Source organism: Paraburkholderia kirstenboschensis (assembly GCF_904848585.1).
Classification (GTDB): Bacteria; Pseudomonadota; Gammaproteobacteria; order Burkholderiales; family Burkholderiaceae; genus Paraburkholderia; species Paraburkholderia kirstenboschensis.
Genome location: NZ_CAJHCR010000005.1, coordinates 400715 through 422223, shown reverse-complemented (window position 1 = coordinate 422223; position 21509 = coordinate 400715). Strand labels below are relative to the sequence as shown.

Genomic DNA, 21509 nt, shown 5'->3' with positions numbered 1-21509 from the left:
GTGATCGCTACGCCCACATGCCTTTTTCGTCCCTCAGCGTGAGGGCGGCGTCGAGCAGACGGGCACGCGTCTCGCGCTTGGGGCACGCACCGCGCGGCTCGCGTTCTTCCGGAACGGCAACCGGGGCGACCGGCGCCGCATGGGTAGGACGCTTTGCTGTCCGGCGATTTGTGGCGTCGGGCATGACAGGTCGACGTGTCGTCACTCCACGTATGGATTGGAATGTCTCTATTGACAAAAACATCAGCGATGACTTTAATGTCACTAACGACCGCGGAGAGCGGCGTTACAGACAACATGGCAAACGCCAAACGACAGATGGAGTGACTGTGGAGACAGCAGCAAAGGAGGGTGCCGTGCCGTCATGCGGCATGGCCAGATTGCCCATCGGGAGCGACGGCTTCGTCTCGCCCAGCACGATAGTTGGGAAGACCTCGAAGCCGCATTTCTTTGCGGGCTCGTGCCCGTCGAGCGGGCTGCCTCGGTCCGATCACACGCGACGATCGACCAGGACGCCCCGGGCGCCGATGCAAATCGGCTCGTGTTCGCGAGACTCGCCTTGCAGCGTAGCCCGCCGTCTCATCGGCGCGCGAACCCAGGAGCTGCATACGCCATCTGACCCGTCTGATTCCCCGTTGCCATGAAACTGACTACTGCACAGCCGAGCCGTCACCCCGATCCCACGACGAAAGCGTCGGCATTGGCCTATCTGATATTCGACCGACCAGACCTCGATAAAGCCGAGCAATTTCTCATTGATTTCGGTCTACAGACGGTGTCGCGCAGTGAAGACCTCCTCCTGTTGCGGGGAACGGGTGCTTCCCACTTTTGCTATGTGGTCCGGAAGGCACCAAAATCCCGGTTCGTTGGCTTCGGGCTGCAGGTCGATAACAGGGCCGAGCTTGATGCACTTGCAAAACTGCCGGGCGCCTCGGACGTCGAACGGTCGCCCTTGCCCGGCGGCGGCTATATCGTACGGTTGACCGACCCTTCCGGCTTTCGCATCGATGCGATATGGGGCCAGGCGCCGGCGACGGCGCTGTCCCATCGGCCGCCATTGCCGTTCAATTCCGTAGATGCGGCGGTCCGGATTAACGGAACGCAGCGACCGCCCGAACGCGCACCGGAAATCGTCCGGCTCGGACATGTCGTGCTTGAGCTTGCGGACTATCAGGAAACCTGCGCATGGTACACGCAGCATTTCGGCTTTATCCCGAGCGACGTACAGGTGCTTCCCGATGGCTCGCCCGTCGTCGCGTTCATGCGGCTCGATCTGGGTGACAAGCCGGCCGATCACCATACCCTCGCGCTTGCACAAGGCTTTCTGCCTACCTACAGCCATAGCGCCTACGAAGTCGTCGATGCCGATGCGGTCGGCATGGGCCAGCGCGTCCTGCGCGAAAAGGGCTGGACGCACGCATGGGGGATCGGCCGGCATATTTTGGGCAGCCAGATATTCGACTACTGGCAGGACCCGTGGGGCGACAAGCACGAACACTATTGCGACGGCGACCTCTTTACTGCCGATGCGCCGGCGGGTGTGCACGCGGTGAGCCGCGAAGCGATGGCGCAATGGGGGCCGACCATGCCGCGCAGTTTCACAAAGCCCAGATTCACGCCTGCAAGCATCGTGGCGCTCGTCAGAAACCTGCGCCGCAGCCCCGACCTGACGCTGAGCAAGCTGCGCTCGCTGGCAAAGATTTTCGCCTGAACCCAACCCTTCTATAGAATCCGGAGATCGATAAATGGCACTTCATGTTCTGCATTACAGTCATTATGGCCGCGCCCAATGGGGCATCGTGGCCAACGGCGCGATTACGCCAATTCCCGGCGAGTTCAACACGACCGCCGAGTTTATCGAGGCGAATCCGGTCGAACGGCTGCTGGTGCTAGGCGGTCCGACGATTCCCGAGTCGGAGGTGGACTGGCTGTCGCCCATTACTGCCAACCAGCAGTTCCTCTGCCAGGGCGCGAACTATCGCCAGCATATGATTGAGTCCGGCATGGACCCGGATGTGAAGAAATTCAACATGATCTTCACGAAGGCGACGAGCTGCATCGTTCCTGCCGACTCCACCGTCGTGAAGCCAAAGGAAGTGCAGTTCCTCGACTACGAGATCGAACTCGGTCTTGTCCTCAAACGCGACGTCACGTCCCGCGAAACAATCACCGACGGGAACCTGCATGACTACATTGCTGGTGCTGTGATCGTCAACGACTACTCCGCGCGCGATATCCAGATTCCGCAGATGCAGTTTTACAAGGGCAAGAGCTACCGCACGTTTGGCCCTGTCGGCCCTTACCTTTGCCTCCTTGAGAAACACGATATCCCGAAGTTGAAGGAGCTCGTGCTGACACTGACGGTCAATGGAACCGTCCGCCAGAATGACACGACTGCGGGTCTTGTCTATGGACCGGCAGAGACCTTGACGGAGCTTTCCGCCGTGCATGATCTGCGCACTGGCGACCTGCTCGCGACGGGCACGCCGTCCGGCTGTGCACTGAGCATTCCGTCGCCCGAAAAGCAACGCGCCGCGGCGCAACTGCCCGACGCGGAAAAATGGCGTCTGTTCCTGAAAATGCAGGAGCAAAGACCGCAGTACCTGCAGGTGGGAGACGTCGTGGAGGCGCATATCGCCAGCAACGATCGCTCGATCGATCTGGGCGTGCAGCATAACGTCGTTGTGGAACAGGCCGCATGAAAGGCGTCGCAAACATGGACGAAGTCCTTGCCATCGAAACGCAGGGACTGCCGGCGGATCTCCCGTCGAGCACTTACGAGATGATCTGCCGGGGCGCGGCGATTAATCCATCGGCACCCGCGCTTTCGTTCTTTGCAACGGCCGACCACTACCGGCACGCAGAGTGCTGGACGTACAGCGAATTCGTGCGCGATGTCACGCGAACTGCGAACATGTTTGCGCGCCTGGGAGTACAGCGCAACTCCGTTATCGCATACGTCCTGCCGAATCTCCCTGAGACACACTTTGTGATCTGGGGCGGGGAAGCCGCCGGGATTGTCTGCGCGATCAATCCGCTGCTTGAGAGTGACGCGATCGGCGAACTGCTCAACGCATCATGCGCGAGCGTGCTCGTCACGCTGGCGCCGCTTCCTGGAACTGACCTCTGGCAGAAGGTGCAGGCAGTGCTGCACAAGCTCCCTTGCCTGCAGCATCTGGTGCTCGTGAATCCGGCTGCCCGCATGCCGGGCGAAAAGGGACTTGCCGCCCGGATGCTTCAACGTGACGAGTGTTCAAATCTGCATGGGCCTGGCGGCGTGCACGGTGCCGTTCCTGCACATGTCGGCATCCACGATTTCAACACCGCCATCGCGAAGGAATCGGGGGAGGGGCTCAGCAGCAGCCGTCGAATCAGCGTCGATGATGTCTCGTCCTTATTTTGCACGGGCGGCACCACGGGGCTGCCGAAGATTGCGATCCGCCAGCACGGCAACGAGGTGGCCAATGCGTGGAACGCGGGTCAATTCTTCGGCGAAAGCATTGGTCCGGGAAAAACAATTTTTTGCGGGCTGCCGCTTTTCCACGTCAACGCGGTGACGGTGACAGGGTTGCTGGCGTTCTCGCGTGGTGCCCACGTTGTGCTCGGCACACCACAAGGTTACAGGGGCGAGGGCGTTGTAAATCGTTTCTGGGAAATTGTCGAACATTACCGTATCAACTTCTTCAGCGGTGTGCCGACACTTTACGGATCGCTGCTGGACATTCCGGTTGGCGAGCACGATATCAGTTCACTCGAGTATGGCCTGTGCGGTGCTGCCCCCATGCCGGTGGAGTTACTTCGCACTTTCCAGGATCGCACAGGGATAAGAATCCTTGAAGGCTACGGCCTCACCGAAGGTACCTGCGTTAGCAGCGTGAACCCTCCGCTTGGCGAGCGCAGGGCCGGTTCGATTGGTCTGCGTCTTCCAGGGCAAGCAATGAAAGCCGTAGTGGTTGATGGAACTGGCTGTTATGTACGGGATTGCGTTGCGGATGAGGTCGGTCAGCTGGTCATCTCCGGGCCAAATGTGTTCGCTGGCTACACGAGGCCGGAGCAGAACAGGGGCATCTGGATGGAAGATGGCGACGGCGGGCTCTGGCTCAATACCGGCGATCTCGGACGCTGCGACCCCGACGGTTACTTTTGGCTCACCGGCCGGAAGAAAGAGCTGATTATCCGCGGCGGACACAACATCGATCCGGCGGCAATCGAGGAACCACTGCATCGCCATCCCTCAGTCCAGATCGCCGCGGCTGTGGGGCGCCCCGATATGCACGCGGGCGAGCTGCCGGTCGCCTATGTCCAACTGAAGCCCGGCACAACCACAACCGAAGCGGAACTGGTTGAGTTTCTGCGTCACGAGATCAGCGAACGCGCCGCGTTACCAAAGGGGATACGGATCGTCGATGCGATGCCGCTGACCGGCGTCGGCAAGATTTTCAAGCCGGCGCTGAAACGGCGCGAAACGGCAGACGCCCTGGAGTCGGCACTCGCGGAGGCTGGCGTCGAGGATGCGACCGTTCACATCATTGATGACACCTCGCGCGGACTGTCGCTAGAGGTCGAACTTGCCAACCCCGCGTTTGAAGCATTGGCGACGTCCGCGCTCGGGCGCTTTCCGTTCGCATTTTCGATCTCGGCCGCCGCGAGGCCATCAAGTGCGGAGCAATCGGCGGAGGAGAAAGACCCGGCAGCGACAGATGCGCAGGGCAGCCCGACGTGACGCGAGCCACGACATCAGAGGGACGCGTTCGATCATGCACCCAGACTAAAGATTAAGCAGTCGTACGCGCCGCTATGTCGCGGCAAAAATGCCCGCCGATGTTTATAGGTTAGAACACCTAATTGCGTGGGGAGGCAGGATGTGATGTTGCATCAGAAAGGTCTTTGCGTTCGCGATTAAAAATGGCTTGGACCGATTTCTTCGGCACCTGTTCGCATTACCCGATTCAGTCGCCCGCGCTCTAATCAGAAACCGTGCGGCGTATCGAGCTGCTGCTACCGACAGGCCCGTTTGGATTCTTTTTCTTCCGGCACCGCGACGGTGGGCGGTGCGTGTCCTCGCCTGAGTCCGAACGCCTGGCGATGCACGCTTACTGGAGTGCAGCGACATGCGGGCGTCCGCCAATCGTAGCTATACGAAAGACGGAAAACAGCAATTGAGCAGTTCCACGGCAACACCGCCGATTTATAAAAATTTTCAGACAGAGACAGGAGACGACACGTGAGAAATTACGGGCGAGTGATCAATTCAGTCGGTATGGCGGCTTGTATCTGCCTGACTGCGCTTACTGAGAATGCACACGCCCAGTCGGCGGGAAGCATTACGCTGTCCACAGGATGGCTTCACATCGCGCCACAGGGTAACGCAACGCCGCTCGTCGTGCAGAGTATCGGCGGCGAAACGGTGAATCGCCAGCTAGCCGGTACCGGGGCGCATGCGACGTCAACGAATACGGTGGGAATTACCACCGAGTACTACGTCACGGACAACATTGGCGTCGCTATGCTTCTGGGACTGCCATTGACAGTAAACCTGGTAGGCGATGGGGCACTAGAAAAGTATGGCAACCTCGGCTCGACGAGGCCGATGCCGCCCGCCATTGAACTTCGATACCACCTCTTTTCAGTCGGCTCGAAATTGCGTCCATTCATCGGTTTGGGCGTGAACTATACGTGGTTCACACAGGTTCGGACAACTAATAGCCGGTTCGTCAGTGATAGCGTTGGTCCAGGTGGTTCGGCGCACGCAACACTCAGTTCATCGTGGAATCCGGTATTCGAAATTGGGGCGAATTACGCGATTGCAAAACACTGGTCTGTTGGAACCTCCGTCAACTATATGCCGGTAAAGACACACCTAACGTTAGACGGACAGACCGCGACTGGAACGCAGATCGTTTCGAAATCAACGCTGCGGCTCAATCCACTTAGCGTCTTCGTAAACGTCGCCTACACGTTCTAGAGCCTACGGGTTGCCAATGCGTCAATTGAGATTTCAGCGAACTTTTGAAGACATGGACCTTATTTTTTGCCACCCGGATGTGACTGCGGTTCACGACTTCGCGTACGACATGGGGCCGCACATGCTGCTACACACGCTGCTACAAAGAGGCCCGGCGTTGCCGGTGTCTGACTTACGGCCTGGCAAAGCCATGCTCGCCCGAGTTGCACGCTCGGGGAAGCGGTCAGTCATGCCGTCATGCCACCGCTTGCGCGGCAAAGCTTCTCTTTGGATCGAACAATGAAACGACAGGTCCTCAAAACCATTCTTTTTGCGTTGCCTAAGGTTCTTGACCTGACGGCACGCCGCTTTCCCGCTTATCGTGATCGCCTGAAGGAGCGCGATCTCGTGGCATGGATCGGACTTATGGATGAAAGCGTCGGCCGCGTCATCACATTCAGGAACGGACGCGTGCGGTCGCGCGCCGGCAAGCATCCGCGGACCGACGTGCGCATGGCCTTCAAGGATGTCGCCACCGCCCTGAAGTTCCTTTCTCCCAACCCGGACCAGGGCGAGATCATCCACGCCGCCAAGAATTTCAAAGTGGTGACCGAGGGCGAGGACGAACTGCTGGTGTGGCTAATGCAGACCCTGGGCATGATGCGCACCGTCGGCCTGCCGATGGGCACGCCTTTGCGCGACGGCACGCGCCGCTACACCACCTGCACCAACGGCGGGCCTCTGTTCGTCTACGTCAAGCATGGCCGCGTCGTTCGGGTGACGCCCATCGAGTTCGACAGCACCGATGCGCCGGGTTATGTGATCGAGGCGCGCGGACGCCGTTTCAGCCCGCCACGGCGTGGCCTGGTCGCGCCCCACGCGTTGACGCTCAAGTCACTCGTCTATTCCGACAAGCGCATCCTTCATCCCATGAAGCGGGTCGACTTCGACCCTGACGGCGAGCGCAATCCCCAGAACCGGGGCAAATCCGGCTATGTGCGTATCAGTTGGGACGAGGCCCTGGACATTGTCGCCAGGGAAATCAACCGGCAGAAGCGCGTTCACGGTCCCGGTTCCATCACATTCCCGATGTCGTCCCATCACCAGTGGGGCAACGTGGGCTACTACCTCAGCGCGCTGACGCGCTTTGCCAACCTGATCGGCTTCACCCGGGTCGCGGCCAATCCGGATAGCTGGGAAGGCTGGTACTGGGGCGCCATGCATCATTTCGGCAACTCGATGCGCGTTGGCGTGCCATCCGGCTATGGCGGCGTTGAGGATTGCCTGAAGGAAGCCGACATGATCGTCTTCTGGTCCTGCGACCCCGAGAGTACCAACGGTGCCTATGCGGGATTCGAGGGCACTCCGCGGCGGCTGTGGGCCAAGGAACTCGGCATCGAGTTCGTTCATATCGACCCGCACTGCAACCCGACCGCGCAGTTGCTTGGCGGCCGCTGGATTCCGGTCCGACCGCAAACCGACGCTGCTCTCGCCACCGCCATCATGTACGTCTGGGCAGTGGAGGACCTGTACGACAAGGATTACGTCGCCACGCGCACGACCGGGTTCGACGAGTGGAGGGCCTATCTTCTGGGCGAAACCGACGGCGTTCCCAAGACTCCCGAGTGGCAGAAGGGCGAAACCGGTGTTCCGCCCAAAGACGTCCGCGCGCTTGCGCGCCGATGGGGGAACAGGAAGGTCCACCTCGCCGTGGGGATGACCGGCGCGGGATTCGGCGGCGCGGGCCGTGGCGCGACCGGCGCGCAATGGGCGCGCTGCATGATCATGATGATGGCGATGCAGGGCTGGGGTAAGCCGGGGGTCAATTTCGGCTGCCTTGAAGCCGGTGTGCCCCACGACCTCCATTTCTATTTCCCCGGCTATGCGGACGGCGGCATATCCGGCGACCTGGCATGGACCGCCAATGCGGTGAACAATTACCAGCGCATGCCGCACATTCTGTCCATGAATCCGGTCAAGCAGATGGTCCCGCGGCAGCAACTGCCCGACGCCATCATCAACGGCCATGCGACGGGCTACCTTTGGGACGGCATGTCGCAGGAAGCCCAGTTCGCGCCATTCAGCTATCCCATGCCCGGGTATTCGCCGATCCACATGATCTACCGCTACGGCGGGTCCGCCTTCAGCACGGTGACGAATTCCGGACGCTGGCCTGAAGCCTACCGGCACCCGAGCATCGAGTTCGTGGTCAACCAGTCGATCTGGATGGAAGGCGAGGCCCAGTTCGCCGACATCATCCTGCCCGCGTGCACCGCGCTGGAGCGCTGGGACATCGGCGAATGGGCGAATTCCGGCGGCTATGCCCACCATGGTTTTAGCACGGTCAATCATCGCGTGATGACGCTGCAGCACAAGTGCATCGAGCCTTTGGGCGAGTCCCGTTCCGACTACGACATCTTCGCTGCCATCCTGACCCGGCTGGGTCTTGGCGGGGTGTTTACCGAGGGGGGCAGTGAACTGGACTGGGTCAGGCGGGTCTTCGACTCGTCGGATCTGCCCGATCACATTTCGTGGCGCGAGTTCTGCCGCAAGGGCTATTTCGTCGTGCCGCCCGAGAAGCCCGAGTTGCGCCATCCGGTGGACATGCGTTGGTTCGCGGAGGGGCGGCGCAAGGACCTGCAGGAGCCGCATCCGCTGCCGTCCCAGTTCGCCGAAAAATTCGGCATGGGCCTGCAAACGCCGAGCGGCAAGCTGGAGTTCGTGCCCGAGCTGCTCAAGCGGCACACTGCGGACAATCCCGAGCGGCCGCCGCTCAACCGGTATATCCCCTCGTGGGAGGGTTTGCGCTCGGAGCTGGCTCAGCGCTATCCGTTGCAGTTGATTGCCACCCACAGTCGTTACAGTTTCCATACTCACTGTGACGGCAAGAATTCCTCGGTCAACAGCGTCGAGGACCATCGCGCGCTGATTGGCGGGCACCGCTTCTGGCTACTGAGGCTCGGTCCGGCCGATGCGGCCATTCGAGGCATCGAACATCGCGACCTCGTCAAGGTGTACAACGACCGCGGCGCTGTGATCTGCGCGGCTGACGTCTCGGCGCTGGTCACTCCGGGAGTGGTCAAGTCGTACGAGGCGAGCGCCGAGTTTCAGATGATTGAAATAGATGGCGAGCGAGTCGAGATAGGCGGTTGCATGAACGTGCTCACCCCCGACCGGCCGCAAACCGCCGGGACCAGCAGTATGAGTCCGAACTCCTGCCTGGTGCAGGTCGAGAAGTGGCGAAGCGCCGAGACGTTCATGCTCGGTCGCGCAGCGTGAGGACTACAGAATGAGCAAGTTAAACCTGGTTATCAAAGTCGGGCGTTGCGAGAACTGCCAGAACTGCGTCATCGCCGCCCGGGACGAGCACGTCGGCAACGACTTCCCTGGTTATGCCGCGCCCGCCGCGGCCAGTGCCGACAGTCCCGTGCGCATCCTGCGCCGCGTTCAGGGCGACTCGCATATGGTCGAGACCACGTATCTGCCGGTCATGTGCAACCACTGCGACGAAGCCCCTTGCATGCGGGTGGGCGGCGATGCCGTTCGCAAACGCGCCGACGGCATCGTCATCATCGATCCGGACAAGGCGCGGGGCCGCAAGGACATCGTGAAGTCCTGCCCGTACAAGGCGATCGTCTGGAACGATGAGCTGCAACTGCCGCAGACCTGGATTTTCGATGCCCATCTGCTCGACCAGGGTTGGCCTGGGCCGCGTTGCCAGCAGTCATGTCCCACCGACGTCTTCGAGACCGTCAGGCTCGATGACGCAGCGATGGCCGAGAAGGCCCAGCGCGAGGGACTCAAGGTACTGCGGCCAAATCTGGGCACGAAGCCACGCGTGTGGTACAGCGGCCTCGAGCGTTGGGAAACCTGCTTCATTGGGGGAAGCGTCAGCGCCCGGATGGGAGACGTGGTCGAATGCGTCACGGATGCGGTCGTCGCACTTTACGTCGGCGATCAGAAGGTGGGCGAAACCGTGTCCGACCACTTCGGCGATTTCCGGTTCGACGGTCTCGCAAAGGACAGTGGCGGCTACCGGGTCGAGGTCCGTCACGCCCTCGGTAACGCGTGGCGCAAGTGCGAATTGGGCGAAAGCGTTTATCTGGGTGAGGTCAGTCTCGTCCAGTCCACTAATGACGCGGTGGTCGCATGATCGCGCAACGAAGCTGCTTTGCCTGAGACCGACAGGCCCCGTTAACCGGCGGACTAGCTGCGTAGGCAGTCGCCGGGCGACTCGAACGGAGCGCGCTATCGCTGGAACATATTCCAACGCGACGAGGGCGCTCTCGACATACTGCACCGATTCTTCACGAAAGGCGTTCTGGCGTTTCGTCTGAGCGTTTCGGTGCCTTTTTCCTCGATTCCGCCGTTCGCTGCGACGTCCCGTGTATCCAGCGCCCCTTGGTGGTGACCTTATTAAGCGTGTTGACAGATAAATCAGTATTGAGTCTAATGTCATTCAGGCGCGGACTGTGATGACCCATATCCGTTATTGACTGAACCATTTCGAAACGCGTCATCTGACACACCCGCCCATTGGCGACACCGCAGATGGCGGCCTGACCGGTACGCTATTACATGAAGCGCGAACGCCTGACACACTCACAGCGCAGAGAACAGACTCGGGAGTTCCTGTTTGAGGCTGCGCGGAAGATGTTCATTGAAAAGGGGCTGGCCGCAACAAGCGTGGAGGAAATCGCTGAGGCGGCTGGCTATACGCGCGGCGCGTTCTATTCGAATTTCGGCGGCAAACGGGAACTGCTGATCGAGCTACTACGACGCGATGACGATAGGGCGCTAGCGAATCTTCAGGGGATCATGAAGGAGGGTGGCACGGCCGAGGAAATGAAGGAGCGCGCCGTCGCGCACTACAGCAGATCTGTTCTTCAAAACGATTGCTTTCCACTTTGGGTCGAAGCCAAACTACTCGCGTGCCGAGATGCCGCGTTTCAGGAGCGCATGAGTGCGTTCCGGCACAAAAGGTTCGAACAGATTCGCGCGTATGTTGGCACGATTTCGGAGCGCAATAGCGGCCCGATGGTCCTGCCGACCGACGCTCTCGTGCTTGGCTTGATGAGCCTGTGCGATGGTGTGCAGTTTTCCGGAATGTGCGAACCGGAATTGATGAGCGACAAGATGATGCAAACAGTGCTTGCCGCATTTTTTTCATGTGTACTGTGGCGGTCTCCGAAAGAAATGCCGCTGGTCGATCATCGCGCGGGCGTGCACGACTGAGTCCGCCGGTCCGAGCGCCTCCGCGCGCGTACAGGATCCGCGACCAAGACCTGGCGCGATGAAGTCGAGCGACAACCGTCTGCGTGACGCGCTGTATCCTGCTCGCGTTTCGTTCGCCAGAGATAACCGCTCGGACAGCACTTCGGTTTCGAGCGGGCAATGCAAACAGTTATATGTTTTTCAAGCTGTTGAAGGATAAGGTCATGTATTACGAGCACACGAATTCCCGAAATACCGATGCCGGGAGCAGCACGAGTGACCCGAGCAAGTTTGATTCGGTCAAGAATCATGTCGTTGAGGCCACCGGTCCCAATGTGGCAAGGAACTGGGCATGGGCGCGATCTAGCGATTCTTATGACTGGATGGACTGGCACAGTCCATTCCTGCGGCAACTCCGTCTGAGTGACGACCGGGAACTGTAGCTCCGGCTCGTCGCCGTGTCCGCGCCTCACAGCTGACGCAGCCGTCGCGTACGAATGTTATTCGCACACTTGACGAACGCATAGATCCACACGTAACGAAAGCCTTTCGTACTGGGCAGCTTCGCATGACGCAAAGCCCACGCAAAGTCTAGGCTTGCAGCCCTTCGCCCACGAAATCGGGCTATGAATTGCGCGCGCTCTGGACACAACGGTTATCAGACATGGCGCTCAGTCGTCGCGCGGAAGCGAGGTATTTGTGTACGGACCGGTCGGGGAATTCAGTCAGAAGAGACAGTCTACAAGCCGCAGACTGTTGGGCGCATGCCGGCTAATGCTCAAGCGATGAGTGGTGGCTTTCTTCAATGTTGAGGATGCGTTGTCGTCTTGTATTTGCGGAGCAATCGTGAAGAGCAACGTATTGCGCGTGCCCGCGTCCCTGACGATGGATTCGACGATTGGAAGCAATAATGATGCGTTGACAACACGATGCACGTCGCTGACGCGACACACCGTCAGGGCATATCGTGGAGACAACCAGACCAGCATTTGTAAATTCCCTGTCGAGGAGGCTCATGCAAATAGACAACATTGCGCTCGCATGCTTGCTGGTTCTAGGACTGCTCTTGTTTGGCCTCGGATTGTCGATCTCGATGATGCGTTTTCGCAAAGGCACCAACACAGGCTGTGAGCCGGACCCGGCGGACCAGCTTTATAAGCTCGTGAGGGCGCACGCCAATACGGCCGAATACGCGCCGTTCCTCGCGTTGCTGTTTCTATATCATGGCGCGCGATCGCCTTCTGCGGCGACGTTGTCATTGATCATAGCGGCGACCGTGTGCCGCTGTCTGGTCGTCGTCGGACTAGTCACAGGGCCAACGATGGCGAAACCCAATCCTTTCCGATTCGTCGGCGCACTAGGCACCTACCTGACCGGCTTCGCGCTATGTGCGATGCTGCTGCGTTGAGATGCGACGAAGGCGAGATAACGGGAGCCGAAATCGATCGCTCGTCCAAGGGGCTACGAACCAAATGAAGCAGCTTTGCAAACGAACGCCAGCCAGCGTCTGTGGATGACGGGATAGTCAGCCTGATCGACGGCAAGCATACATGCAGCACTTGAAGCGATGAATGATCGCCTATTGGCTCGGCCAAACCCGTTTCCAGACGAATCACCGCAGGGTTTGCTCCTTGGAGCGGCTGTTCTAAATGGCTGGAGTTCGCCTATAGAGATGTTGCTCGCTTTGATTGTCGTTAGACCGATCTGAACCAAATTGGCTCGTGCTTTCAATCTCACGAATCCTGTCGTCTTAAGCCATGATCAGATGGAGGTGGCGGCGCCGGGAACAGCGCCGCCAGCTTTCTATGCGCCGTGCAACGCGGCGCGTCCGGTTTGCAGATAAGCCGACATCTCAGCCTCCGGCACCATCCCGCCGCCAGTCGCCCAAATGACGTGCGTCGCGTTGCGCATTGCTGCATCGTCGAGATTCATGCGGGCGCGATAGCCGTGGGCTTCCTTCGATACCCGCGCAAAACCCGGCGCGCCCGCAAGCGCGGACGGTTCCAGGCAAATGGCCTGTGTGTCCGCCATCAGCGCGAGAAGGGCGTACAACTCGCGGTCGTCGATCGTGTAGTAGCCGTCGATCATCCGCTGCATCGTGCGGCCGACGAAGCCCGACGGGCGACCGACCGCGAGGCCATCGGCGGCGGTCAGGTTGTCGATGCCGAAGTCCTGTACCGAGAGCTTCTCGTGCAAACCGGTGAGCACGCCCATCAACATGCATGGCGAGTGCGTCGGCTCGGCAAAGACGCAATGCACCGCATCGCCGAACGCGAGCTTCAAACCAAACGCGACGCCGCCCGGACCGCCGCCCACGCCGCACGGCAAATAGACGAAAAGCGGATGCTCCGCATCGACACGCACGTTCGCAGCATCGAGCTGGCGTTTGAGGCGTTCGCCCGCGACCGCGTAACCCAGAAACAGCGTCGTCGAATTCTCATCGTCGACGAAGTGACACAGCGGATCGTTCGACGCGAGACGTCGGCCGCTCTCGATCGCCTCGCCGTAGTCGCCCGCATATTCGATGACTGTCACGCCGTGCGCGCGCAAACGGTCCTTCTTCCATTGACGCGCATCGGCGGACATGTGCACGGTCGTTGTGAAGCCGAGCGTCGCGCTCGCGATGCCGATCGACATGCCGAGATTGCCTGTCGATCCTACCGCGATGCTGTGCTCGCGAAAGAGCGCGCGGCACGCATCGTTGGCGAGCACGCGGTAATCGTCGCCCTCTTTCAACAAGCCGTGGCGTATCGCGAGTTGCTCCGCATGAAAGAGCACTTCGTAAATGCCGCCGCGCGCCTTGATCGAACCGGAAATAGGCAGATGGCTATCCTGTTTGAGTAACAAGCGACGCGGCGCCTCGACCTCGTAGCGCCTGCTCAATGCATCCGCGAACAAGGGCACATCGGTCAACGGCGATTCGATGATGCCGCCCGCTTCGCGCACATCGTCGAAGGCTTGCGCGAGCAGCGGCGCAAACCGTTGCAGGCGTGCGCTCGCATCGGCGACATCCGATGCATCGAGCGGAATGTCGTCAATCGCATCGGCCAGCGGCGCGACGGCCGGGTTGAACCATTCGACGGGCTGAAGCTCCATGAGCTGTCGCAAGAGCGGATAGTCGCGAAGCCACGCGTCGAGCGGCTTGCCATACACGGAATCGATCATGTTCGGTCAGACGGCGGACGTGGAAGAGGAAGCGGAATTGTTCGAGGGCGCGACGGCATCGAGCACGGGCGGATGCGTGACGATGGACTTGAGATCGACATCGGTTGTGCGCAGTTTCGCGGCATCGGGGATCGGACGGCGCGTTTCATCGGACGATGCGAAGAGCGTTTCGAATGCGCGCGCTGCATCGAGCAAACCCAGATCGCCGCGGAACGCGCCAATCATCTGAAGCCCGAACGGCATGCCGCGATGATCGACGCCGCACGGCAAGGACAGGGCCGGGTTCGTCGCGAGCGTTACGACATAGGTCAGCGCAAGCCAACGATAGTAGTTTTCGAGCGCAACGCCGTTCACCGACTTCAGATACGGCTGCGTCCAGGGGAACGGAGACACGGGCGTGGTGGGTGACAGAATCAGATCGTAGCGGTCGAACAGCGTCTGGAAGCGGCGGAACAGGCGCGTTTGATTGCCGTGCGCGCGCACGCAATCGGCGAGTCCCATGCCGATGCCCATTTCGTAGTTCGCGCGCGGATTCGGCCCGAGCAGATCGGGACTGGTTTCATAGGCCTTTTGCAAGCCTGCGACGAAAGCTTCCGCGCGCAACACGTCGAAACAGCGATGCGCGCCTTCGAAATCGACTTCGACCGGCTCGCACACGGCGACATGGCCGCGCAGGAATTCGATCTTGCGGCGGAACACGGCGCGGATCTCGTCATCGACTTCACAGACACCGAAGTCTTCGGTGTAGCCGATGCGCAGCTTCGACAAATCGGTGAGCGCGCGCCCGTCCATCGTCGGATCCATCGCGAACGGATAGCCGAGCGGATCGCTGTCCGATAGCCCGACCGTCGCCGCGAGTTGCAGCCACGTGTCTTCGACGTTGCGTCCCATCGGCCCGACCACAGCAATCGGCGTCCAGCCCAACGGCTTGCGGTCGCTCGGCACGAGTCCAGGCGAGGTGCGCAATCCGACCACGCCGCACTTCGCCGCGGGAATGCGCAACGAGCCGCCCGTGTCGGAACCGCTTGCGAGCGGCACCATGTCGAGCGCAAGCGCGGCCGCCGATCCGCCCGACGATCCGCCGGCATTCAGACGCGGATCGAACGGATTGCCCGTCGCGCCCCAAACGGGATTGAAGCTGTTGGCACCAGCGCCCATTTCCGGCACATTCGTCTTGCCGACGACGATCGCGCCCGCCGCGCGCAAACGTCGCACGAGCGTGTTGTCGCGTGTGGGCACGTTCGCGCGATACAGCGGCGAGCCGTACGTCGTCAGAAGGCCCTCGGTCTCTTCGAGATCCTTGATGGCGATCGGCAGGCCGTGCAGCGGCCCGAGCGCGGCGCCGCGCGCCAACGCGGTATCGGCGGCGCGCGCTTCGAGACGAGCGCGCTCGAAGCTCGTTGCGGTGATCGCGTTGACATACGGATTGAGCGCTTCTATGCGCGCAATGCAGGCATCGAGCAATTCGACGGCGGAGATTTCGCGCGCTTGCAAGAGCGCACGCAGCGCGACGGCGCTATGACGCGTGAGTTCGTGACGGTCGGACATCGAGCGATCCTTTTGCAATGATACAAAGAGTGCGCTCAATGTAGACGACGAGAAATTGAGCGGCTAGTGATGTTTATCGAACGCTGGCTTCACTTTTGGACAACGCACGCCGGCGGCGTAAGTTCATCGCTCAAGCGCTCGACGAACGACTGCAGAAGCGGCGGCAATTCGCGCCGCGCGAGCGTTTGTATTTCGATGGCGCGTTCGCTCGTCGCGAACTCGGGCACAGGCAACGCGACCAGTTCGCCGGTCGCGAGACGCGGACGCACGAAGAGTTCGCCGCTGAACGTGACCGCGTCGCTTGCGAGCGTGAAGCCGAGCAGCGTTTCCAGCGTCGCGCTGCTGAGCACGCTCTTGCACGCTACGCCTTCGCGGCTGCAGTAGATGTCGATGAGCGTATGCAGCGTCGAATGAGCGCCGGGCAACGCGAGCGGATAGGCAAGCAATTCACGGAACGAAACCTGCGCCGACGATGCGAGCGGATGCGACGCTGCAACGATCGCGAATATGGGCGACGGCGCGGAGAACGCGACGTGAATGTCCTTCGCGGGACCAAAGCTGAAGGTCAGGCCGACATCGGCTCCGGCTTCGCGTACACGTTGCGTGACGCCCGCGGCGGTATCCACCACGACTTCAAACGACGCTGGCGCGACGGTGCGGCGGAAATCGGCCATTGCGCGCGGCAGGAACGCGGCCGCGAAACCTTCCGTGCATGCAATGCGAATCCTGCGGGCCGCCTCGCCGCGAAGCGCATCGATTTCGAGCGAAATCTGTTCGGCGTCCAGTTGCGAGCGTCGCGCGTATGCGGCGAGCATTTCTCCCGCTTTGCTCGGCACCATGCCGCGAGATTGCCGCACAAAAAGCGGCATGCCGAGTTCGCCTTCGAGCCGCGTGATCTGCCGGCTCACCGCCGACGGCACGACGTTCAGCCGATGCGCGGCGTCGGCGATGGAACCGGTATTGACGACTTCGAGAAAGTATCGGACAGCGGCTTCCTGAAGAATGCGGGCGTTCATGCTGGATCGATGTAGTGATGCGATCACGCTTCTTCAGCGGCTCCGAGACGGCGCGCATCGTTTTCGCTTGCGAGCCCGATCGACAAGCTCGTGACCGACGCAAGCGCCGTGGCCGCGATCAGGAAGCCGAACACGGCGTTGTAGTTGCCCGTCATGGACACGAGCAGACCAATGACCGCCGGCGCGACGAAACCTGCCACCTGGCCGCCGAAGTTCACCATGCCCGCACCCGTGCCGATCAACTTCTGCGGAAGGAACTTGGTGGGCAGCGCGAAGACGCCCGCGAATACGAAAGACTTGAAGAAATACACGATCGATTGATAGGCGATCACGCCCGTCACGGTTTCAGCCGTATACATCTCGTAGAGGAAAAAGCCGGAAATCACGCAGCACGCGGCCATCAGCCACTTCTCGCGGCCATCGAACCAGCGCGTGAGAATCCAGCCGCCGAGCGCCGTCGAAATGCTCGCGGCGACGAAGGGCAGCGGCGTCAACATGCCGACCGCTTTCAGATCGAGATGACGTTCGGTCAGCAGATACGCGGGCATCCATGCATCCAGACCTTTGTTGACGATGCCCATGCCGAACCACGTGAGCAGAATTTTCCACATCAGCGGCATCTTGAGGAGCGCGCGCGTCGCCGCACCGTCGATGCGTGTGGCCCGGCCCGACGCATCGCGCTTCTGATGCGTGTCCTTTACGGCGAACAGGTAGAACAGCGCGAACGCGACGCCCGCGATCCCCGCCACGACGAACGCATGACGCCAGCCCAGGTAGAGAATGAGCGGCGCGATCGCAAGCGGCGCGATAAAGCTGCCCACGTAGTTCGACGACATCAGCAATGCGGACATTTTCGGGCGATCGGCACGCGCGCACGATTCGGTGACGCCCTTGACCGCGGCGCCCGGATAACCGCCTTCGCCGAGACCAAAGATGAAGCGGATAGCGATCAGCGAGGCTAGCGACCATGCAAGACCCGTCATCAACGTGAACAGCGACCAGAACGCCACCGATACGACGATGACCTTTTTGCTGCCCCAGCGATCCGCGATCCAGCCGCCGGGTATCTGCATCGCGGCGTAGCTGATATAGAAGGTGCTCATGACGACACCGAGCGCCGCCGATCCGACGTGGAACTCCTTGCCGATGGCGACAAGCGACAGTGCAATCGCCGAGCGATCGATGTACGAAATGCAGTAGCCGAGATAGAGCAGCCCGAATACCGCGATACTCGCGCGCTTGCTTTTATTGGGGTCGATCATTGTGAGAATCTGTCGAGAGAGGAAAGATCGGGCCCGCTCCGGCCGTACCGAGCGCTCCCACTGCGACTAGTCGGACTGATGCTAGGTAGCCACAAATGCATCGGCAAGTGACATATTCCGAACGCTTGGTTTCCGAAAAATCACGCGTCGCGCGTTGATAAGGCACGGGAATGACAGCCACCTGAATGGGCCGGAAACGGGTTGGGATAAAGTATCGAGGCCTTGATGCCGTTATCAGATAGCGGGTAGGCGAATTACAAAAGGCACGCGGACCGGGGCCGGTCGCTACCTGATTTAATGCATGCAGAATGAGAGATGCATGGAGCGTTGATGAATATTGTTTCCGGACACCGACGCGACTGGGGGAAAGGTCAGAGCGATAACCAGACCACCGCTGTCGCAAATCCAGAGGCGGACCTGACTACGTCGATAGGGACGACAGCGCGGATAGATACGCTGCTTCAAGTCTCCCGCGATCGAATGCGCGGGCGGGACTGGGCGTGGTATCGCGCGGGAGACAAACTGCACCTGGCAGCACATTCCGGCGCCGATACGGTGTGGCCCGACGCCCTCGCGAACGACGCGTTAGCCCCGTTTTGCGAGTCGCGAGCACTGCATTGCTGGCCGACCGGAACTGGCGACAAAGCGCTGGGCTGGCTGCTCGCGCCGCTAAAGGACGCGAGCGACGAAGCGATCGCGGCATTCGCCAACACGTTGGGACTGCAACTGCTTGCGGACGCGCTCGTGCGCGCGCAACACACGCAGCGCGTGCTCCACGAAATTGCATACCTAGCCAGTTCGATCCGCGAGCGCTCCGCGTTCCTGCTTGCCGTTCACCGGCAACTGGCGACGATAATCGACGCAGAAAACTTTTATCTCGCGCTTTATGAGCCGGAAAGCAGGCGTATCACGTATCCGTATTATGTGGATGTGATCGACGTCGACGCGCTCGAATCCGAAAGCTATGACATGCTCGATCCGGATCGTTTGTCGCTGACCGCACAGGTCTTGACGACCGGACAACCGTTGTTGATCGACGCCGCCGGCATTCAGGAAGCGGAAGCGGCAGGCCGCTTCTATTGCGTTGGGGATCGCCCTGAATTCTGGATGGGCGCGCCGTTGAAGAACGCATCCGACGAAGTGTTCGGCATGCTTGCCATGCAGGTCTATGACGTATCGCGCATTTACAGCGCGGACGACAGGGCGCTGTTTCTCGTGGTCGCACGTCATGTTGCAATGGCCCTCGATCGCATTCTTCACCGAGCTAACCTTGAAAACATCGTAGCGCGCCGGACGTCGGAACTGTCGGAACTGAACGCCGCACTTCGGCAGGAGGTGGCCGAGCGAAAGCGGGCGGAACATCTGCAAAGTGCGCTTTTCAGTATTGCAGAGCTGTCGAGCGCGTCGGGGGACATGGTCGAGTTCTTCCGCAGTTTGCATCGCATTCTGGGCGAACTGCTATACGTGCACAACTTTTATATCGCGCTGTATGACGAAACGACAGCGACCGTTTCCTTCCCCTATTACGTCGATGAACTGGTTGACGAGCAGCCGGCTCCAAGGCGCTATAAACGCGGCTTCACGGAATACGTTATTTCGCAGCGTCGACCGTGTCTGTTCAATCGTACCGAGGCGGAGCGCCTGATTCGCGAAGGCAAGGTGGAACTCGACCACGACCATCTCAATCTGCGTTCATGGTTGGGTGTCCCGCTGTTCGAAGCCGGTAAGGTGCGGGGCATGCTTGCGGTGCAGAGCTACTCGACTGACGTTCAGTACACGTCCCGTGACCAGGAGTTGCTGACTTTCGTCTCGCGCCACATCGATACGGCATTGTCGCGACGAAGCGCCGCCGATGCACTGTATGCCGCGAACCTCGAACTGGAGGCGCGCGTGCAGGAACGCACTCGCGAACTCGATAGGGCAAACGCGCAACTGTTGCACGAGAACTTCCACGATTCATTAACCGGTTTGCCCAACCGCAGCCATCTGCTCGAGCGGCTGGGCGTGGAATGGATCCGGCATCTGGACTGCGGACGACGGTTGGTGGTGATGTTTCTCGATCTCGACCGCTTCAAGGTCGTCAACGACAGTCTCGGCCATCATTTCGGCGATCAGCTGCTGGTGTCGGCCGCGAAACGGCTGCGCGACTGCCTGAGCCGTAGCGACATGCTCGCGCGTCTCGGGGGAGACGAGTTTGCAATCCTGTCGCCCGACGCGTCGCTCGAAGCGGCAGTGGCTATCGCAGAGCGGATCTTGTCGGTGTTCGACTTGCCGTTTCATATCGACGACCACGTCGTTTTCTCGTCGTGCAGCATCGGCATCGTGACCGCCGAACATGAATTCCACAAGGAACCGGCCGACCTGTTGCGCGACGCCGACACGGCTATGTATCGTGCGAAAAACGGTGGCCGCGACAGTTACGTGGTGTTCAATCAGGAGTTGCGGCACGAGGTCTCCGACCGGATGCGGCGCGAAGGCGCGTTACGAAATGCGCTCAAACGCGACGACGAACTGATCCCGTTCTTCCAGCCGATCATCTGCACGATCACTGGCCGTCTAACCTCGCTCGAAGCGTTGGTACGCTGGCGGCAGGAAGATGGCCGCTTGCTCGCGCCCGGGGAATTCCTGCCGGCAATGGAAGGACTGCGGCTGATCGGCCGGCTCGATTTGTACATGCTCAATTGCGTCGCGGGAATTCTCGCGCAGCCTGCGCATGCCGGCTGGCCTCCCGTACATGTCAACTGTTCGAGCTACAGCATGACCCGCGCGGAGTTCGCCGACGACGTACTCGCGCTGCTGCAACAGCACGGCGTCGCGCCATCGCGCGTGCGTCTGGAATTGACTGAAGGTGCGTTGATCGCGGAGCCGGAAGTCGCCCGGCATACGATGCAGCACCTGACCGACAACGGCGTGTCGGTGGTGCTGGACGACTTCGGCACCGGATTTTCGTCGCTCAGCTACGTGCATCAGTATCATTTCAGTGCGCTGAAAGTCGACAAATCTTTTATCGTCGGCTTGACGTCGAGTCCGCGCACGTGCGCCATCGTCCGGGCGATCGTGCGGATGGCGGAGTCGCTCGGTCTGGGCGTGGTGGCTGAAGGTGTCGAAGATGCGGTGGCGCTGGCTGCATTGCGGGATATTGGCGCAACCCAGGCGCAAGGCTATTACATCGGCAGACCAATGCCGCTCGCCGAGCTGGCTGAGGCATTGAGTTCGGGCAAGGCAATGCAATGGCTCGTGCCCGATGAGCAGGAGGGTGCTCGACCTCCCCGGATACAGGGAGCCTCTTAAAGCCCTGACGCCTCCGTTGCCGAGACGCGTGATGTCACGGCGCTCGTCGGACACGAACGGGCCGTTGCA

General features: G+C 60.6%; 16 protein-coding genes. 10 read left to right on the top strand and 6 right to left on the bottom strand.

All coding sequences use genetic code 11. The features are described 5' to 3' along the window. Positions 1-7 precede the first annotated feature (7 nt). Positions 8-184 carry a hypothetical protein gene (locus JMY24_RS17245; protein ID WP_164853859.1) on the bottom strand — a complete coding sequence of 59 codons (177 nt, stop codon included), beginning with the start codon at positions 182-184 and terminating at the stop codon, positions 8-10. Between the two features lie 456 nt (positions 185-640). Here JMY24_RS17245 and JMY24_RS17240 point away from each other — a divergent pair, with 456 nt between their 5' ends. The 8 genes from JMY24_RS17240 (at position 641) to JMY24_RS39590 (ending at position 11970) form a co-directional block, all read left to right on the top strand. Beyond that, on the top strand, positions 641-1711 hold the full coding sequence (locus tag JMY24_RS17240; RefSeq protein ID WP_128598401.1) for a VOC family protein: 1071 nt from the start codon (positions 641-643) through the stop codon (positions 1709-1711). Positions 1712-1745: 34 nt separating this feature from the next. After that, positions 1746-2702 carry a fumarylacetoacetate hydrolase family protein gene (locus JMY24_RS17235; protein ID WP_128598402.1) on the top strand — a complete coding sequence of 319 codons (957 nt, stop codon included), beginning with the start codon at positions 1746-1748 and terminating at the stop codon, positions 2700-2702. Then, the gene (locus tag JMY24_RS17230; RefSeq protein WP_201702498.1) at positions 2699-4723 is read left to right on the top strand and encodes an acyl-CoA synthetase; all 2025 of its coding nucleotides are present in this window, start codon (positions 2699-2701) and stop codon (positions 4721-4723) included. The genes JMY24_RS17235 and JMY24_RS17230 overlap by 4 nt, the downstream gene beginning before the upstream one ends. A gap of 537 nt (positions 4724-5260) precedes the next feature. Beyond that, the gene (locus JMY24_RS17225; protein WP_128598410.1) at positions 5261-5965 is read left to right on the top strand and encodes an OmpW/AlkL family protein; all 705 of its coding nucleotides are present in this window, start codon (positions 5261-5263) and stop codon (positions 5963-5965) included. A 279-nt stretch (positions 5966-6244) separates the two neighbouring features. After that, on the top strand, positions 6245-9223 hold the full coding sequence (locus JMY24_RS17220; RefSeq protein ID WP_201702497.1) for a molybdopterin-dependent oxidoreductase: 2979 nt from the start codon (positions 6245-6247) through the stop codon (positions 9221-9223). Between the two features lie 10 nt (positions 9224-9233). After that, complete coding sequence (locus JMY24_RS17215; protein WP_128598404.1) at positions 9234-10097, top strand: 4Fe-4S dicluster domain-containing protein; 864 nt, start codon at positions 9234-9236, stop codon at positions 10095-10097. A 425-nt stretch (positions 10098-10522) separates the two neighbouring features. After that, entirely contained in the window at positions 10523-11179 is a 657-nt protein-coding gene (locus tag JMY24_RS17210; protein ID WP_201702495.1) for a TetR/AcrR family transcriptional regulator, read from the top strand. 605 nt (positions 11180-11784) lie between these two features. Beyond that, positions 11785-11970: a DUF3331 domain-containing protein gene (locus tag JMY24_RS39590; RefSeq protein ID WP_128598406.1), complete on the top strand. Its 186-nt coding sequence runs from the start codon at positions 11785-11787 to the stop codon at positions 11968-11970. Here the strand turns inward: JMY24_RS39590 and JMY24_RS17200 are convergent. Continuing rightward, positions 11884-12147 (bottom strand): hypothetical protein, encoded by a 264-nt coding sequence (locus JMY24_RS17200; RefSeq protein ID WP_164853856.1) that lies wholly within the window; start codon positions 12145-12147, stop codon positions 11884-11886. The two genes, JMY24_RS39590 and JMY24_RS17200, sit on opposite strands and share 87 nt — an antisense overlap. Before the next feature lie 32 nt (positions 12148-12179). Here JMY24_RS17200 and JMY24_RS17195 point away from each other — a divergent pair, with 32 nt between their 5' ends. Beyond that, positions 12180-12566 (top strand): MAPEG family protein, encoded by a 387-nt coding sequence (locus JMY24_RS17195; protein ID WP_128598411.1) that lies wholly within the window; start codon positions 12180-12182, stop codon positions 12564-12566. A gap of 395 nt (positions 12567-12961) precedes the next feature. Here the strand turns inward: JMY24_RS17195 and dsdA are convergent, their stop codons facing one another. The 4 genes from dsdA to JMY24_RS17175 all read right to left on the bottom strand — a co-directional run bounded on the left by dsdA (position 12962) and on the right by JMY24_RS17175 (position 18149). Then, positions 12962-14323: a D-serine ammonia-lyase gene (dsdA, locus tag JMY24_RS17190; protein WP_128598407.1), complete on the bottom strand. Its 1362-nt coding sequence runs from the start codon at positions 14321-14323 to the stop codon at positions 12962-12964. Between the two features lie 6 nt (positions 14324-14329). Further along, positions 14330-15871: an amidase gene (locus JMY24_RS17185; RefSeq protein WP_201702494.1), complete on the bottom strand. Its 1542-nt coding sequence runs from the start codon at positions 15869-15871 to the stop codon at positions 14330-14332. 89 nt (positions 15872-15960) lie between these two features. After that, positions 15961-16887 carry a LysR family transcriptional regulator gene (locus JMY24_RS17180; RefSeq protein ID WP_128598631.1) on the bottom strand — a complete coding sequence of 309 codons (927 nt, stop codon included), beginning with the start codon at positions 16885-16887 and terminating at the stop codon, positions 15961-15963. Positions 16888-16910: 23 nt separating this feature from the next. Then, a complete protein-coding gene (locus JMY24_RS17175) occupies positions 16911-18149 on the bottom strand; it encodes an MFS transporter (RefSeq protein WP_128598632.1) in 1239 nt (412 codons plus the stop codon). Positions 18150-18479: 330 nt separating this feature from the next. On the opposite strand from JMY24_RS17175, the gene JMY24_RS17170 reads away from it, so the two are divergent. Next, positions 18480-21440: a sensor domain-containing phosphodiesterase gene (locus JMY24_RS17170; protein WP_128598633.1), complete on the top strand. Its 2961-nt coding sequence runs from the start codon at positions 18480-18482 to the stop codon at positions 21438-21440. The last annotated feature ends 69 nt before the right edge of the window (positions 21441-21509 follow it).